General features: G+C 38.7%; 14 protein-coding genes. 13 read left to right on the plus strand and 1 reads right to left on the minus strand.

Going from position 1 to position 14,805, the window contains the following annotated elements; translation table 11 throughout:
* The first annotated feature begins 34 nt into the window (after positions 1-34).
* The 6 genes from P6280_RS03165 to P6280_RS03190 are packed head-to-tail and all read left to right on the plus strand — an operon-like array spanning position 35 to position 5,639.
* The gene (locus tag P6280_RS03165) at positions 35-1,327 is read left to right on the plus strand and encodes a tetratricopeptide repeat protein (protein ID WP_283236970.1); all 1,293 of its coding nucleotides are present in this window, start codon (positions 35-37) and stop codon (positions 1,325-1,327) included.
* Positions 1,315-1,875, plus strand: a complete 561-nt coding sequence (locus tag P6280_RS03170) for a beta/alpha barrel domain-containing protein (protein ID WP_283236971.1) — start codon at positions 1,315-1,317, stop codon at positions 1,873-1,875. Before P6280_RS03165 ends, P6280_RS03170 begins: the two co-directional genes overlap by 13 nt.
* A 55-nt stretch (positions 1,876-1,930) precedes the next feature.
* Complete coding sequence (locus tag P6280_RS03175; RefSeq protein ID WP_000055463.1) at positions 1,931-2,185, plus strand: YfhL family 4Fe-4S dicluster ferredoxin; 255 nt, start codon at positions 1,931-1,933, stop codon at positions 2,183-2,185.
* Between the two features lie 9 nt (positions 2,186-2,194).
* Positions 2,195-3,649, plus strand: coding sequence for a Ppx/GppA family phosphatase (locus P6280_RS03180; protein WP_283236972.1), 1,455 nt, complete (start codon positions 2,195-2,197; stop codon positions 3,647-3,649).
* Positions 3,646-4,656 (plus strand): lipopolysaccharide heptosyltransferase I, encoded by a 1,011-nt coding sequence (gene waaC, locus P6280_RS03185; RefSeq protein WP_283236973.1) that lies wholly within the window; start codon positions 3,646-3,648, stop codon positions 4,654-4,656. Before P6280_RS03180 ends, waaC begins: the two co-directional genes overlap by 4 nt.
* Positions 4,653-5,639 carry a lipid A biosynthesis lauroyl acyltransferase gene (locus P6280_RS03190; protein ID WP_283236974.1) on the plus strand — a complete coding sequence of 329 codons (987 nt, stop codon included), beginning with the start codon at positions 4,653-4,655 and terminating at the stop codon, positions 5,637-5,639. Before waaC ends, P6280_RS03190 begins: the two co-directional genes overlap by 4 nt.
* 28 nt (positions 5,640-5,667) lie before the next feature.
* Here P6280_RS03190 and tgt read toward each other — a convergent pair whose 3' ends face one another.
* Positions 5,668-6,783, minus strand: coding sequence for a tRNA guanosine(34) transglycosylase Tgt (gene tgt / locus P6280_RS03195; RefSeq protein ID WP_283236975.1), 1,116 nt, complete (start codon positions 6,781-6,783; stop codon positions 5,668-5,670).
* Positions 6,784-6,839: 56 nt separating this feature from the next.
* Between tgt and P6280_RS03200 the strand changes: the two genes are divergently transcribed.
* From P6280_RS03200 to P6280_RS03230, 7 genes are read left to right on the plus strand one after another with little or no spacing between them, the layout of a single operon-like run.
* Positions 6,840-8,276 carry a COG3400 family protein gene (locus P6280_RS03200; RefSeq protein ID WP_000717253.1) on the plus strand — a complete coding sequence of 479 codons (1,437 nt, stop codon included), beginning with the start codon at positions 6,840-6,842 and terminating at the stop codon, positions 8,274-8,276.
* 6 nt (positions 8,277-8,282) lie between these two features.
* Positions 8,283-9,314, plus strand: coding sequence for a 3-dehydroquinate synthase (gene aroB / locus P6280_RS03205; RefSeq protein WP_283236976.1), 1,032 nt, complete (start codon positions 8,283-8,285; stop codon positions 9,312-9,314).
* Positions 9,305-10,876 (plus strand): mechanosensitive ion channel family protein, encoded by a 1,572-nt coding sequence (locus P6280_RS03210; RefSeq protein WP_180430385.1) that lies wholly within the window; start codon positions 9,305-9,307, stop codon positions 10,874-10,876. The genes aroB and P6280_RS03210 overlap by 10 nt, the downstream gene beginning before the upstream one ends.
* Entirely contained in the window at positions 10,873-12,129 is a 1,257-nt protein-coding gene (gene mtaB, locus P6280_RS03215; RefSeq protein WP_283236977.1) for a tRNA (N(6)-L-threonylcarbamoyladenosine(37)-C(2))-methylthiotransferase MtaB, read from the plus strand. Before P6280_RS03210 ends, mtaB begins: the two co-directional genes overlap by 4 nt.
* Entirely contained in the window at positions 12,116-13,768 is a 1,653-nt protein-coding gene (locus tag P6280_RS03220; RefSeq protein WP_283236978.1) for an AAA family ATPase, read from the plus strand. The genes mtaB and P6280_RS03220 overlap by 14 nt, the downstream gene beginning before the upstream one ends.
* A 2-nt stretch (positions 13,769-13,770) precedes the next feature.
* Complete coding sequence (gene bioV, locus P6280_RS03225) at positions 13,771-14,289, plus strand: pimelyl-ACP methyl ester esterase BioV (protein ID WP_283236979.1); 519 nt, start codon at positions 13,771-13,773, stop codon at positions 14,287-14,289.
* A gap of 12 nt (positions 14,290-14,301) precedes the next feature.
* A complete protein-coding gene (locus P6280_RS03230; protein WP_015643923.1) occupies positions 14,302-14,775 on the plus strand; it encodes a DUF4149 domain-containing protein in 474 nt (157 codons plus the stop codon).
* Positions 14,776-14,805 lie beyond the last annotated feature (30 nt).

The following is a 14,805-nucleotide window of genomic DNA, read 5'->3' on the forward strand; positions in this document are numbered from 1 at the left end:
TTCACTATAGTGATACAAAAAAGGAAATAAAATAATGAATATTCAAACAAAGAAAAGATTTTTAGCAAGTTTATTGCTTTTTAGCCTGTTTTGCCTTAAGGCTGAAACCCTTTCAGAAGATCATCAAATCCTGTTGAGTTCAGACGCTTTCCATAGAGGGGATTTTGCTAGTGCTCAAAAAGGCTATATGAATCTCTATAAGCAAACCAATAAGGTGGTGTATGCTAAAGAAGCGGCCATTTCAGCGGCGAGTTTAGGGGATATTAAAACCGCGATGCATTTAGCCATGCTCTATCAAAAAATCACCAATAATCGTAATGATGTTTCTATCAATAAGATTTTAGTGGATGGCTATGCGCAAATGGGGCAGATTGATAAAGCGATTGAATTGCTACACAAAATCCGTAAAGAAGAAAAGACCATAGCCACAGACAATGTGTTAGGGACTTTGTATTTGACTCAAAAGCGTTTGGATAAGGCTTTCCCGTTGTTGAATAAGTTTTATAACCAAGTGCATGATGAAGACAGCCTAGAAAAACTCATTACGATCTATTTTTTGCAAAATCGTAAAAAAGAGGGCTTGGATTTGTTGCAATCTCATATAGACAGGTATGGTTGCTCAGAGCAATTGTGCCAAAAAGCGCTCAACACTTTCACGCAATTTAACGAGCTTGATTTGGCTAAAACGACTTTTGCTCGTTTGTATGAAAAAAACCCTATTGTTCAAAACGCCCAATTTTATATAGGGGTATTAATCTTGTTAAAAGAGTTTGATAAGGCCCAGCAAATCGCAGAATTATTCCCATTTGATAGGCGTTTGTTATTAGACTTATACACCGCACAAAAAAAATTCGCTCAAGCTTCCAAACAGGCTTCTTTGATCTATCAAGAAAAAAAAGACCCTAAATTCTTAGGATTAGAGGCTATTTATCATTATGAGAGCTTGAGCGCAAAAAATAAAAAACTCACCAAACAAGAGATGCTGCCTATCATTCAAAAATTAGAGCAAGCCACCAAAGAGCGCCAGCAAATCCTCGCTAAAACTAAAGACAAAGAAGACGCGCAAGACGCTTTCTTTTATAATTTTTTAGGGTATTCCTTAATAGATTATGACTTAGATATTAAAAGGGGTATGGATTTTGTGAGGAAAGCCTTAGCGTTGGATTCTGGCTCAGTGCTTTATTTGGATTCTTTAGCATGGGGTTATTACAAATTAGGGAATTGTTTGGAGGCTAAAAAAATCTTTTCTAGCATCGCTAAAGAGTCTATTCAAGCCGAACCCGAATTAAAAGAACACAATAAAATCATTCAAGAATGCAAAAAATAAGGATTTTAGAAAATTTACAAAAAAGCTTGGCCTTAAAAGAGGGCATGCTTTCTTATGAAATGCTAGGTAAAAGCCTATCGTATAACCCTTACTTGCCTAGAGTCATTCCTCAAACTAAAGATTGTGTTTTTGTAACCCCTGATGAGGTTTTAGGAAAGCTTTTGGAAGAAAATACCCGCACAGAATGCGTTATTGTCAATTTCAAAGGATTATACGAAATAGGCACGCCAAGCGTGTTTGATTTAGAAGTTTTAGGGTTATTGCGCCGCCATGCGAGTTCTTTGATTGTCCATCAGGATCTTTTCATCAGCCATTACCAGCTTTTAGAATCGCTTGTTCAAGGCTCTGATGGGGTCATTTTAGATGAAGAGCTTTTGAAAGAAGATTTAAAGGGCATGACAGAATTCGCTTGGCGTTTGGGCTTAAGCGTGTTTGTAGAAACCCACAAAAAAGACTACACCCATTTAAAAGATTTAGGGGTTTTAGGCGTGCTAGAAAAAGTCCCCCATTCTCAACAAAATCAAAAAAAAATAGTTTTTTTAGATTGAATTTTAAGCTAATTTAGAGTAAAAATCGTATTCAAACTTTTAAAAGGAGTTAGTCATGTCATTATTGGTGAATGATGAATGCATTGCGTGCGATGCTTGCAGAGAAGAATGCCCTAGTGAGGCGATTGAAGAGGGCGATCCCATTTATAATATTGATCCAGACAGATGCACAGAGTGTTACGGGTATGATGATGATGAGCCGCGTTGCGTGAGCGTATGCCCTGTAGATGCGATTTTACCGGATCCTAACAATGCAGAGAGCAAAGAGGAATTGAAATACAAATACGAAAGCTTAAAAGAGCAAGATTAAAGGCTAGTAATGGCTAAAATCACAACCGTGATTGATATAGGATCCAATTCGGTGCGTTTGGCTATCTTTAAAAAGACGAGCCAGTTTGGGTTTTACTTGCTTTTTGAGACCAAATCTAGGGTTAGGATTTCAGAGGGCTGTTATGCGTTTGATGGAGTTTTGCAAGAAATCCCCATGCAAAGAGCCATTAGAGCCTTGAGCGAATTTAAAGAAATCGCCCTTAAATACAAAAGCAAAAAAATCTTATGCGTGGCGACCTCAGCGGTGCGCGATGCCCCTAATCGGCTGGAGTTTGTGGCGAGAGTGAAAAAGGCTTGCGGTTTGCAAATCAAAATCATTGACGGGCAAAAAGAAGCGCTCTATGGCGGGATTGCGTGCGCGAATTTGTTGCATAAAAATTCAGGGATCACGATAGATATTGGAGGGGGTAGCACGGAGTGCGCGTTGATTGAAAAAGGCAAGATTAAGGATCTCATCTCGCTTGATGTTGGCACGATTCGCATTAAAGAAATGTTTTTAGATAAAGACTTAGATGCCAAAACCGCTAAAGCTTTTATCCAAAAAGAGGTTTCTAAACTGCCCTTTAAGCATAAAAACGCCTTTGGGGTGGGGGGGACGATTAGGGCGTTGAGTAAGGTATTGATGAAACGCTTTGATTACCCCATTGATTCTTTGCATGGTTATGAAATAGATGCACATAAAAATTTAGTGTTCATTGAAAAAATTGTTACGCTCAAAGAAGATCAATTACGGCTTTTAGGGGTGAATGAAGAGCGTTTGGATAGTATCAGGAGCGGGGCGTTGATTTTACTAGTCGTTTTGGAGCATTTAAAAACTTCTTTGATGATCACCAGCGGCGTAGGGGTGAGAGAAGGCGTGTTTTTAAGCGATTTATTGCGCCATCATTACCATAAATTCCCCCCCAATATCAACCCCTCTCTGATCTCTTTAAAAGATCGCTTTTTACCCCATGAAAAGCACAGCCAAAAGGTCAAAAAAGAATGCGTGAAATTGTTTGAAGCCTTATCGCCTTTGCATAAAATAGATGAAAAATACCTTTTCCATTTAAAGATTGCGGGGGAATTAGCGAGCATGGGTAAGATTTTAAGCGTCTATTTAGCCCACAAGCACAGCGCGTATTTTATCTTAAACGCTTTGAGTTATGGCTTTAGCCACCAAGACAGAGCGATCATTTGCTTATTGGCGCAATTCAGCCATAAAAAAATCCCTAAAGACAACGCTATCGCCCACATGAGCACGATGATGCCAAGCCTTTTAACCTTACAATGGCTGAGTTTCATCCTTTCTTTAGCCGAAAATCTGTGCCTGACAGACAACCACCATCTAAAATACACGCTAGAAAAAAACAAGCTTGTGATCCATTCTAATGACACGCTTTACTTGGCTAAAGAGATGCTCCCAAAACTCGTTAAACCCATTCCTTTGACGATAGAGTTTGCTTGAAGATAGCGATTGTTAGGCTTTCAGCGCTTGGGGATATTATCGTGAGCGCGGTGTTTTTAGCACTGATTAAAGAGCGTTTTACTAACGCTCAAATAGAATGGTTCGTGGATGAAAGATTTGGCGCGATTTTAGAGCATTCCCCTTATATTGATAAATTACACCCCATCGCTTTAAAAAGCACTCTTACGACCTTTAACCCTTTGAAGATTTTCAAACTTTTTAAATCTTTAAGGGCTTATGAATACGATATAGTCATTGACATGCAAGGTTTGATCAAATCCGCTCTCATCACTCAAATGTTAAAAGCCCCTAAAAAAGTCGGCTTTGATTGCACTTCGGCTAGGGAGGGTTTGAGCGCGTTTTTTTACTCGCAAAAAGTTTCTATCGCTTATAATGAGCCCGTTTTAAAGCGCAATTTCACGCTCCTATTCCATGCCCTAAACTTGCCCCAAAAAGAAATTTCAGAGGGCTTAAGCTCTAGATCTAAAGTGTTTTCTTATCAAGATTCTCCAAAAATTGATGCGTTAAGTTTGAATGAAAACAAGCCAAAAATCCTTTTTGTTTTAGAAACCTCTAAAATCAATAAAACCTACCCCATAGAGCGTTTTAAAGAGTTAGCGTTAGCGTTAGAAAATTTTCAAATTTGCTTGTTATGGCATGCTAGTGAAGATAAGGCCACTGCGCTTTATCACACTTTAAAAAACCAGCGCGATGTGTTATTGCTCCCTAAACTCACTTTAAACGAGGTTAAGGCGTTGCTCTTTAAAATGGATTTGATTATTGGGGGCGATACGGGTATTACGCATTTAGCATGGGCGTTGCAAAAACCCAGCATCACCCTTTATGGCAACACGCCCATGGAGCGTTTTAAACTAGAAAGCCCGATCAATGTTTCGCTCACCGGTAATTCAAACGCCAACTACCATAAAAAGGATTTTTCTATCCAAAACATAGAGCCTAAAAAAATTAAAGAATGCGTTTTAAACATTTTAAAGGAAAAAGAATGACTTATAAAGAACGACTCATACACGAAAAAATATTAAAACAAGACGATAAGGGTTTTAAAACAGAATTGCGCATTTTGAGCGTTTTTATCGTGGAATTTTTAGTGAATATTTTAGGGTTTATTTTAGCTAAAATGCCCCATTCGTGGTTTTTAAGGTGTATTAAAGCTGTGGCGTGGCTGATGAAAACTTTTGATAGACATCGTTATTTTGACGCTAAAGCCAATTTGGATTTTGTGTTTGGAGATTCTAAAAGCGAAGAAGAGAAAAAAAGGATTATTAAAAAGGGTTATGAAAATTTTGCCTTCATTATTTTAGAAACCATTAGAGTGATTTTTATCCCTAAAGATGAATACGACGCTCGTTTCACGCTCATCAATGAAGAAAACGTGTGGAAGTCTTTAAACAAGGAAGGCCAAGCGATCACTTTATGCATGCATTTTGGCTATTGGGAAGCGGTAGGCACGACTTTAGCACAATATTATAAGGATTATGGTAGGGGGTGTTTGGGGCGTTTGACTAAATTCGCCCCCATCAATCACATGATTATGAGCAGGCGAGAAGCGTTTGGGGTGCGTTTTGTCAATAAAGTGGGAGCGATGAAAGAACTCATTAAAATGTATAATCAAGGCAATGGCCTTGTGGGGATTTTAGTGGATCAAAATGTTGCACCTAAAGATGGGGTGGTGGTGAAATTTTTCAATAAAGACGCTACGCACACCACGATCGCTTCTATTTTATCGCGCCGCTACAATATTGACATCCAGCCGGTATTCATTGATTTTAATGACGATTATTCGCATTACACAGCGACCTATTACCCAAGTATCCGATCTAAAATCACCGATAACGCTGAAAACGATATTTTAGAATGCACGCAAGCGCAAGCGAGTTTGTGCGAAGAAGTGATTAGAAAGCATCCGGAAAGTTATTTTTGGTTCCACAGGCGTTTTAAAAGCACCCACCCTGAGATTTATCAAAGATAGGGTTTTGTTTTAAAAAAACTTCCATCATTCAATGAGAGCGGGAGTGGTATTCCTCCAAAAATTCTTTTTTAAAACTCAAAAACCGCTTTTCTAAAATGGCGTTTCTGGCGTTTTTAACCAACTCTAAATAAAAATGCAAATTGTGCAAGCTAGCCAAACGGGCGTAAGTGAGTTCTTTAGCCCTAAACAAATGGTGCAAATAGGCTTTAGAATAGCGTTTGCAAGTATAACAGGTGCAATTTTCGTCAATAGGCGTATTATCCAATTTATAGGGTGCGTTTTTGATAGAAATTTTGCCAGAATGCGTGAAAAGGGTGGCGTTTCTGGCGTTTCTGGTGGGCATCACGCAATCAAACATATCCACCCCTAAACCGATAGCGTCTAAAATGTTTTCAGGCGTGCCTACGCCCATTAAGTAGCGAGGCTTGTCTTTGGGGAGCAAGGGGGCGGTGTGCGCGATGGTTTCTAACATTTCATCAGCGCTTTCCCCCACCGCTAACCCACCTATAGCATAGCCATCAAAACCCTCATGCGTTAATCCCACGCTGAGGCTGCGCATTTTCAAATGCGTCCCGCCTTGGATAATGGCAAAAAGGTTGTTGTTGGGGCGGTTTTTTTGCTTGTGGTATTCTAGGCTAAGATTCGCCCATTTAGCGCTTCTTTTAATGGATTCTTCAAGGCGTTTTAAGGGAGCGGGCAAGCCCACTAAATCGTCTAAAACCATCATAATATCGCTATTTAAAGAATATTGAATGTCCAAAACTTTAGTGGGCGTGAACAAATGCTTGCTCCCATCAATATGGGATTTAAAAACAATCCCGTCTTCTTGCAATTTGACATTATCGCTCAAACTAAAGGCTTGAAACCCTCCACTATCGGTTAAAAAACTCCCATGAAATTGAGCGAAACGATGCAAGCCCCCTAACTCCTCAACGATCTTTTCGCCCGGCCTTAAATACATGTGATAGGTGTTGGCTAAAATGAGTTTAGCGCCTAAAATGTCTTGCATGTCAGTAGCGTCTAAAGATTTGATACAGCCTTGCGTGCCTACTGGCATAAAAACAGGCGTTGCCACTTGAGAATGGGCTAAATTTAAAAGACCAGCTCGCGCGTTATTGTCCGTCGCTTGGAGTTGAAAATCCATCGTTTAAGCCTTAATCTTGGATATAATGGCGTAATCATTTTTTAGGAAGTTTGGAATTGAAAAAAATCGCCCTTATTTTAGATGGCATTGTAGCAAAAAATTTTTTAGACTTGGTGCTAAGGCATTATTCTAATCATAATTTTTATATAGTGGTTGTCAAAAATGAGAGCCTTATCCCTAAAAACTACCCGAGCACTTTCGCTTTTCATTGTTTTGATGCGACTTCTAGTTTCAGGCTTTTGCAAGTGTTAAACGATGAGGTGAGCGATGCGTTTTTAATCATACAAGATTTTAAAGAACAGCACATCATTCACAAAATCATTCAAACCCATTTCAAACGCATGCGCGTGGTTTTGAGCGTGAAAAGAGATGGTGAAAAAACTTTAGAAAATAATGAAGAAAATAAAGATGAGAAGCTTATTTTAATTGATGAATTTGAAGTTTTAGCCAATAAATTCATTTCTCGTTTGCCTAATATCCCTAGCACCCCTAGAGAGTTTGGGTTAGGCAAGGGCGAGATCATGGAGATTGATGTGCCTTTTGGGAGTATTTTTGCTTACAGGCATATTGGCTCTATCAGGCAAAAAGAATACAGGATTGTAGGGCTTTATCGCAACGATGTTTTGTTGCTCTCCACTAAATCTTTGGTTATCCAGCCGCGAGACATTCTCTTAGTGGCAGGCAATCCGGAAATTTTAAACGCGGTGTATCTCCAGGTCAAAAGCAATGTGGGGCAGTTCCCAGCCCCCTTTGGCAAGAGCATTTATTTATACATTGATATGCGCTTACAGAGCAGAAAAGCGATGATGCGCGATGTGTATCAAGCCTTGTTTTTGCACAAACATTTAAAGAGCTACAAGCTCTATATCCAGGTTTTACACCCCACTAGCCCTAAGTTTTATCATAAATTTTTATCGCTAGAAACCGAAAGCATTGAAGTGAATTTTGATTTTTATGGGAAAAGTTTTATCCAAAAACTCCATGAAGACCACCAGAAAAAAATGGGTTTGATTGTGGTGGGCAGAGAGCTTTTTTTATCTAAAAAACACCGAAAAGCCTTGTATAAAACAGCCACCCCGGTTTATAAAACCAACACTTCCGGCTTGTCTAAAACCTCTCAAAGTGTGGTGGTTTTGAATGAAAGCTTGGATATTAATGAGGACATGTCTTCAGTGATCTTTGATGTGTCTATGCAGATGGATTTGGGCTTGTTGCTCTATGATTTTGACCCTAACAAGCGCTATAAAAACGAGATTGTCAATCATTATGAAAATTTAGCCAACACGCTCAACCGCAAGATTGAGATTTTTCAAACCGATATTAGAAATCCTATCATGTATCTCAATTCTTTAAGAAATCCCATTTTGCATTTCATGCCTTTTGAAGAGTGCATCACGCACACGCGCTTTTGGTGGTTTTTATCCACTAAAGTGGAAAAATTAGCGTTTTTAAACGATGATAACCCTCAAATTTTTATCCCCATAGCGGAGTGAGAAAGAATGCAAGAAATTTTAATCCCTTTAAAAGAAAAAAGCTATAAAGTGTTTTTGGGGGAACTGCCTGAAATTGAATTGAAACAAAAAGCCCTCATCGTTAGCGATAGCATCGTGGCCGGGTTGCATTTATCGTATTTATTAAAGCGCTTGAAAGCATTAGAAGTGAGAGTGTGCGTGATAGAGTCCGGAGAAAAATACAAGAATTTTAATTCATTAGAGCGCATTTTAAACAACGCCTTTGAAATGCAATTAAACCGCCATTCTTTAATGATAGCCCTTGGTGGGGGAGTGATAAGCGATATGGTGGGGTTTGCGAGCAGTATTTATTTTAGGGGGATTGATTTTATTAATATCCCTACGACCTTACTCGCTCAAGTGGATGCGAGCGTGGGGGGGAAAACAGGGATCAATACGCCTTATGGCAAGAATTTAATCGGATCGTTTTACCAGCCTAAAGCGGTTTATATTGATTTGGCTTTTTTAAAAACCCTTAAAAAAAGGGAATTTCAAGCAGGGGTTGCTGAAATCATTAAAATGGCGGTGTGTTTTGATAAAAACCTGGTAGAAATATTAGAAACAAAGGATTTAAAAGATTGTTTAGAAAAAGTGGTTTTTCAAAGCGTCAGTATCAAAGCTCAAGTCGTTACGCAAGATGAAAAAGAGCAAAATATCAGGGCTGGGCTCAATTACGGGCATACCTTTGGGCATGCAATAGAAAAAGAGACTGATTATGAGCGGTTTTTGCATGGCGAAGCGATCGCTATTGGCATGCGCATGGCTAATGATTTAGCCCTTTCTTTAGGCATGCTCACTCTAAAAGAATACGAACGCATAGAAGATTTATTGAAAAAATTTGATTTGATATTTAATTACAAAATCACAGATATTCAAAAATTTTACGAACGCTTGTTTTTAGACAAAAAAAGCGAGAATGAGACAATCAAATTCATTCTGCCCAAAGGCGTTGGAGCGTTTGAAATTGCCTCTCATATCCCTAAAGAAACGATCATAAAGGTGTTAGAAGAATGGCATTAAGGGTATTATTATTCTTTTGTTTTTTGTTTTTACAAGCAGAAGATAAAAGCCAAGAGCTGTCGTCCATACAAAAACAAATGGCTTTGGTGGATAAAAAACTCGCCAAAGACGATAATGTGTGGTTGAAAAAATTTGAAAACTATAAGATCTACAATCAAATTTATACCGAAAAAGAGAGCGTGAGGCAGGAATTAAGGCGTTTAAAAAATAAAAAAAGTAAGGATTTATTAAAGATTAGCACCTTAGAGCACACCTTAAAGGCTTTAGAGTCCCAGCAAAAAATGTTTGAAAGCTATGGGGTCAATCCTTTTAAGGATTTGATAGAGCGCCCTAATATCCCCAATATCCCTAATATCGCTAACCCTATTGCGATCATTGATGGCATTTCTTTCATTAAAAGCATGCATTTAAAGCATGAAAGTCTTAAAAACAACCAGACTTCTTTAGAAGAAGTTTTAAGGCTTTTAGATCAAAAACACCAGCTTTTAAATCAGTGGCACGCTTTGGATAAAAGCGCGAAATTAAGCGATGAGATTTATCAAACTCAAGCCAAACGCCTAGAATTGCAAGGGGCTCAAAACATTCTAAAAACCACGATTGGGATTTTCCAAAAAGACAGCGATGAGGCTATAAGCATTGTCAAATCTCAAGTTAAAAACCAGCTTTTTAAATTGGTTTATGTGTTTTTAGCAGCCCTCTTGAGCGTGGTGTTTGCTTGGATTTTAAAAATCATTTCCAGTAAATACATTGAAAATAATGAGCGCGTCTATACCGTGAATAAAGCCATTAACTTCGTGAATGTGAGCGTGATTGTTTTAATCTTTCTTTTTTCGTATTTAGAAAATGTTACTTACTTGGTCACGGTTTTAGGCTTTGCGAGCGCGGGCTTAGCGATTGCGATGAAAGATTTGTTCATGAGCTTGCTTGGGTGGTTTATTATTTTGATTGGGGGGAGCGTGCATGTGGGCGATAGGGTGCGTATCGCTAAGGGGACGGATATTTTTATTGGCGATGTGTTGGATATTTCTATGCTGCACATTACGATTTTAGAAGATGTAACCTTTACAACTTATACGAACAACAGGAGAGCGGGCCGGATTATTTTTGTGCCTAATAATTATATTTTCACCACCATGTTTGCTAATTACAGCCATTTTGGGATGAAAACGGTTTGGGATGGCGTGGATTTTTGCGTTACATTTGATTCTGATTTTAAAAAAGCTTCTAAAATTGCGCTCAATATCGCTACAGAATTGTCTAAAGAATACACGGATATTACCTATAAACAGCTCAATAAAATGCGCGACCGGTATTCTTTAAGGAGTTTGAGCGTGAAGCCTCGATGCTTTTTGATGCCTGAAAGTAACGGGATAAAAATCTCAGTGTGGTATCAAACCAATTCGTATGCGACCCTGTCTTTAAGGAGCAAGATTGTGGCTGAAATTGTTGAAGCTTTTTTGAAAGAAGAAAATATCCATATCGCTTATACGACCAGCAAGCTGCTTAAAGTGGATGCCGACGCCTTAGGCGATGGCTTTGGGAATAAAAGGGAACAAAAATGAAAAAAGTCTATTTCAAAACTTTTGGGTGCAGGACGAATCTTTTTGACACGCAAGTGATGGGCGAGAATTTGAAGGATTTTAGCGTAACCTTAGAAGAACAAGAAGCCGATATTATTATCATCAATTCTTGCACCGTAACCAATGGGGCCGATAGCGCAGTAAGGAGTTACGCTAAAAAAATGGCGCAATTAAATAAGGAAGTGCTATTTACTGGCTGTGGGGTGAAAACCCAAGGCAAGGAGCTTTTTGAAAAAGGGCTTTTAAAGGGCGTTTTTGGGCATGACAATAAAGAAAAGATTAACGCGCTTTTACAAGAAAAAAAGCGTTTTTTTATAGACGACAATTTAGAAAACAAGCACTTAGACACCACGATGGTGAGCGAGTTTGTGGGAAAGACTAGGGCGTTTATCAAGATTCAAGAAGGCTGTGATTTTGATTGCAATTATTGCATTATCCCAAGCGTGAGAGGGAGGGCTAGGAGTTTTGAAGAGAGGAAAATTTTAGAGCAAGTGGGCCTTTTATGCTCTAAAGGGGTTCAAGAAGTGGTTTTAACCGGCACCAATGTGGGGAGCTATGGGAAAGATAAAGGAAGCAATATCGCAAGATTGATTAAAAAATTAAGCCAGATTACTGGGTTAAAGCGCATAAGGATTGGGAGCTTAGAGCCTAACCAAATCAACGATGAATTTTTAGAGCTTTTAGAAGAGGATTTTTTAGAAAAACATTTGCATATCGCTTTACAGCACAGCCATGATTTCATGCTAGAAAGAATGAACAGAAGAAACCGCACAAAAAGCGATAGGGAATTATTAGAGGTCATCGCTTCTAAGAATTTTGCTATCGGCACGGATTTTATTGTAGGGCATCCGGGCGAGAGCGAAAGCGTTTTTGAAGAAGCGTTTAAGAATTTAGAAAGCTTACCCTTAACGCACATCCACCCTTTTATTTACAGCAAACGAAAAGACACCCCCTCTAGTTTGATGACTGATAGCGTGAGCTTGGAAGATTCTAAAAAGCGTTTGAATGCGATCAAAGATTTGATTTCACATAAAAATAAGGCGTTCAGGCAATTGCAACTCAAGCTCAATACGCCCCTAAAAGCTTTAGTGGAAACGCAAAAAGATGGCGAATTTAAAGCCTTAGATCAATTCTTCAACCCCATTAAAATCAAAAGCGATAAGCCTTTAAGGGCTAGTTTTTTAGAAATTAGGGATTATGAAATTAAGGAGAGGGAAAACCATGCCGTTTTCTAAAAATTTAGAAAACCTCATCGCTCCCTTTAAACGCATCAAAAACCGCTCGCTTGTTTTGGCGTTAGGGTTTTTGATCCTTACTTTTTGCTTGCTTCTTTTTTTAGTCTTGAGCGATGTTTCTAGGCTCATATCCAGTAAGGACTTTTTTTATGTGATCCAATCTCACCCTAAGCAAACTCTAACAGAAGATGAAAATTATTTTTATGCTAACAAGGGTCTTTATAAAACCAACAAAGAAGCCTTTTTAAGAGCCTATAAAATCCCAGAAAGCATGCCCATAGAAAAACGAGAAAATTTAAACAAGGTTTCTAAAATCTTTTTAGCGTTGCTTTTTTTCATTTCTAGCATGCTTTTTGGGATCTTTTGGCGCTTGCCTAAACGATTGGACACTAAAATGAATTTAGAAAGCGCGCACAAAAACGAATTAGAAAATTCGTTCCAGCGATACGATGCGTTGGGGGTGCGTTTTGAAGATATTGCAGGGGTGGATGAAGTTAAAGAAGAATTGTTAGAAGTGATAGATTATTTAAAAAACCCTAAAAAATACCAGGATTTAGGGATTTTTCTCCCTAAAGGCGTGCTGTTAATCGGGCCTCCTGGAGTGGGGAAAACCATGATCGCTAAAGCCTTAGCGAGTGAAGCCAGAGTGCCGTTTTTTTATGAAAGCGGGAGCGCGTTTTCTCAAATTTATGTGGGGGCTGGGGCTAAAAAAGTGCATGAACTTTTCATGCATGCTAAAAGGCATGCCCCCTCTATTATTTTTATTGATGAAATTGACGCTTTGGGTAAGGCTAGGGGAGGGCATAGGAGCGATGAAAGAGAGGCCACGCTCAACCAGTTTTTAACCGAAATGGATGGGTTTTTGCAAAACGATGAGGTGGTGGTGATAGGAGCGACTAACCAAATGGAAGTGATGGATGAAGCGCTATTAAGGAGCAAGCGTTTTGATCGGCGCATTTTCATTTCTTTACCGGATTTGTCAGAAAGACAAAGCATTTTAGAAAAGCTTTTAGAAAACAAAAAGCATGCGCTCAATTATCTTAAGATCGCTAAAATTTGCGTGGGTTTTAGCGGGGCGATGTTGGCGACTTTAATCAATGAAAGCGCTTTAAACGCCCTAAAACACCAACGAATTGAAATCACTGAGGGCGACATTTTAGAAGTGAAAGACAAGATCGCTTATGGCAAGAAAAAGCCCCAAACCTTAGACGAAAACCAAAAAGAATTGGTCGCTTTGTATCAAAGCGCGAAAGCCTTGAGCGCGTATTGGCTAGAAATTGAATTTGATAAAGCGCCTTTATTGGGGGAATTTATCGCTTTTAATGAAAATAAAATCCATAGTGAGAGCGAGATTAAAAATTACATTAAAGTGTATTTGAGCGGGACGATTATTTTAGAGTTGCTCTATAAAGAGCGTTATAGTCTGTCTAAACAAGACTTGCAAAAAGCGAAATTTTTGAATGAATTTATGGCTAGTGAGCTTCTTTTAGCCCCTACAAAAGAGTCTTTAAGCGTTCTTTATGAAGAGCAACTGGAGTTTTTAAAGCCGCAAATTGCAGCTTGCAAGCGCTTGAGCGCTCTATTATTGGAGCAAGAATATTTAGAACATTCTAATTTGTATGATTGGTTGAACGGGTGAAAATGCGTTTTTTTAGTGGTTTTGGGTTCATTAATGAAAGCGTTTTGTTTGAAGAGTGGCTTTTAAAAGGGGCTTATGATGTGTCAGGCTTTTCTATGGGGGCGATTAAGGCGATAGAATACGCTTATAATGAAATCTTACAACAGCGCCGTATCAATTCTTTGTTATTGTTTTCGCCTTGCATGCTAGCGCATAAGAGTTTGGCGTTCAAACGCTTGCAACTTTCTTCGTTCCAAAAAGACCCGCAAAGCTACATGGATAACTTTTATCAAGAAGTGGGCTTGAGCGCTAAAATGGAGCGTTTTAAAAAAGAGGGTTCTTTAGAAGAGTTAGAATTTTTATTGAATTACAAGTATAGTGATTCTATAATTAGGTTTTTATTAGAAAAAGGCGTGAAGGTTGAAACGTTTATCGGGTTAAAAGACAGGATCACTGACATTCAGGCCCTTTTAGAATTTTTTATGCCTTTAGTTCAAGTGTGGCAGTTTAAGGATTGCAACCATTTGTTGCAAAAATCTTAAAAAAGGTGGAAGATGAAAAAATTTGGTTTAGGGGTGTATTTGCTTCTTTTAGGTATTTTGGGCGGCTCTTTGATCATTCTAGGAGCGATAGTTGCGCCCATTGTTTTCAAAGCTTCAAGCATTTTACCTGAATTGAATCTAACTCCCTTTGAGAGCGGGAAACTCATGGCACAAATCTTTGTGCGTTTCAATTATGTTTTAGGCGCGATCGGTTTTGTGGTGTTACTTTATGAAATCATTTCGTTTATTTATTATAAAAGATCGTTAGTGTATTTGATCCTTGGCGTGGCGATAGGGGCGTTGTGTTTGCTCTTTGTTTTTTATTACACGCCTTATATTTTAAACGCTCAAAAAGTGGGCGAAGTCGCGCTCCAAAGCGCTGAATTTGCCCGCTCGCACGCTCAAAGCGAATGGCTGTTCAAAGAATTGTTTGTGCTGGTGTGCGCTTTGTTTTTTTGGCGTTTGCTTGGAAAAAATGCGCTTTGATTTTTTAAAGGGGAGGATTTACTATCTAGG

The sequence above is a fragment of the Helicobacter sp. 219-2 genome, assembly GCF_030053225.1.
Lineage (GTDB): Bacteria > Campylobacterota > Campylobacteria > Campylobacterales > Helicobacteraceae > Helicobacter > Helicobacter pylori_C.

Coding starts and splice junctions, on each gene's coding strand:
- P6280_RS03210 (WP_180430385.1), top strand. CDS start 9,305: ATGGCATTAAGGGTATTATTATTCTTTTGTTTTTTGTTTTTACAAGCA.
- P6280_RS03180 (WP_283236972.1), top strand. CDS start 2,195: ATGGCTAAAATCACAACCGTGATTGATATAGGATCCAATTCGGTGCGT.
- bioV (WP_283236979.1), top strand. CDS start 13,771: ATGCGTTTTTTTAGTGGTTTTGGGTTCATTAATGAAAGCGTTTTGTTT.
- P6280_RS03165 (WP_283236970.1), top strand. CDS start 35: ATGAATATTCAAACAAAGAAAAGATTTTTAGCAAGTTTATTGCTTTTT.
- P6280_RS03175 (WP_000055463.1), top strand. CDS start 1,931: ATGTCATTATTGGTGAATGATGAATGCATTGCGTGCGATGCTTGCAGA.
- P6280_RS03190 (WP_283236974.1), top strand. CDS start 4,653: ATGACTTATAAAGAACGACTCATACACGAAAAAATATTAAAACAAGAC.
- mtaB (WP_283236977.1), top strand. CDS start 10,873: ATGAAAAAAGTCTATTTCAAAACTTTTGGGTGCAGGACGAATCTTTTT.
- P6280_RS03220 (WP_283236978.1), top strand. CDS start 12,116: ATGCCGTTTTCTAAAAATTTAGAAAACCTCATCGCTCCCTTTAAACGC.
- P6280_RS03230 (WP_015643923.1), top strand. CDS start 14,302: ATGAAAAAATTTGGTTTAGGGGTGTATTTGCTTCTTTTAGGTATTTTG.
- aroB (WP_283236976.1), top strand. CDS start 8,283: ATGCAAGAAATTTTAATCCCTTTAAAAGAAAAAAGCTATAAAGTGTTT.
- P6280_RS03170 (WP_283236971.1), top strand. CDS start 1,315: ATGCAAAAAATAAGGATTTTAGAAAATTTACAAAAAAGCTTGGCCTTA.
- tgt (WP_283236975.1), bottom strand. CDS start 6,783: ATGGATTTTCAACTCCAAGCGACGGACAATAACGCGCGAGCTGGTCTT.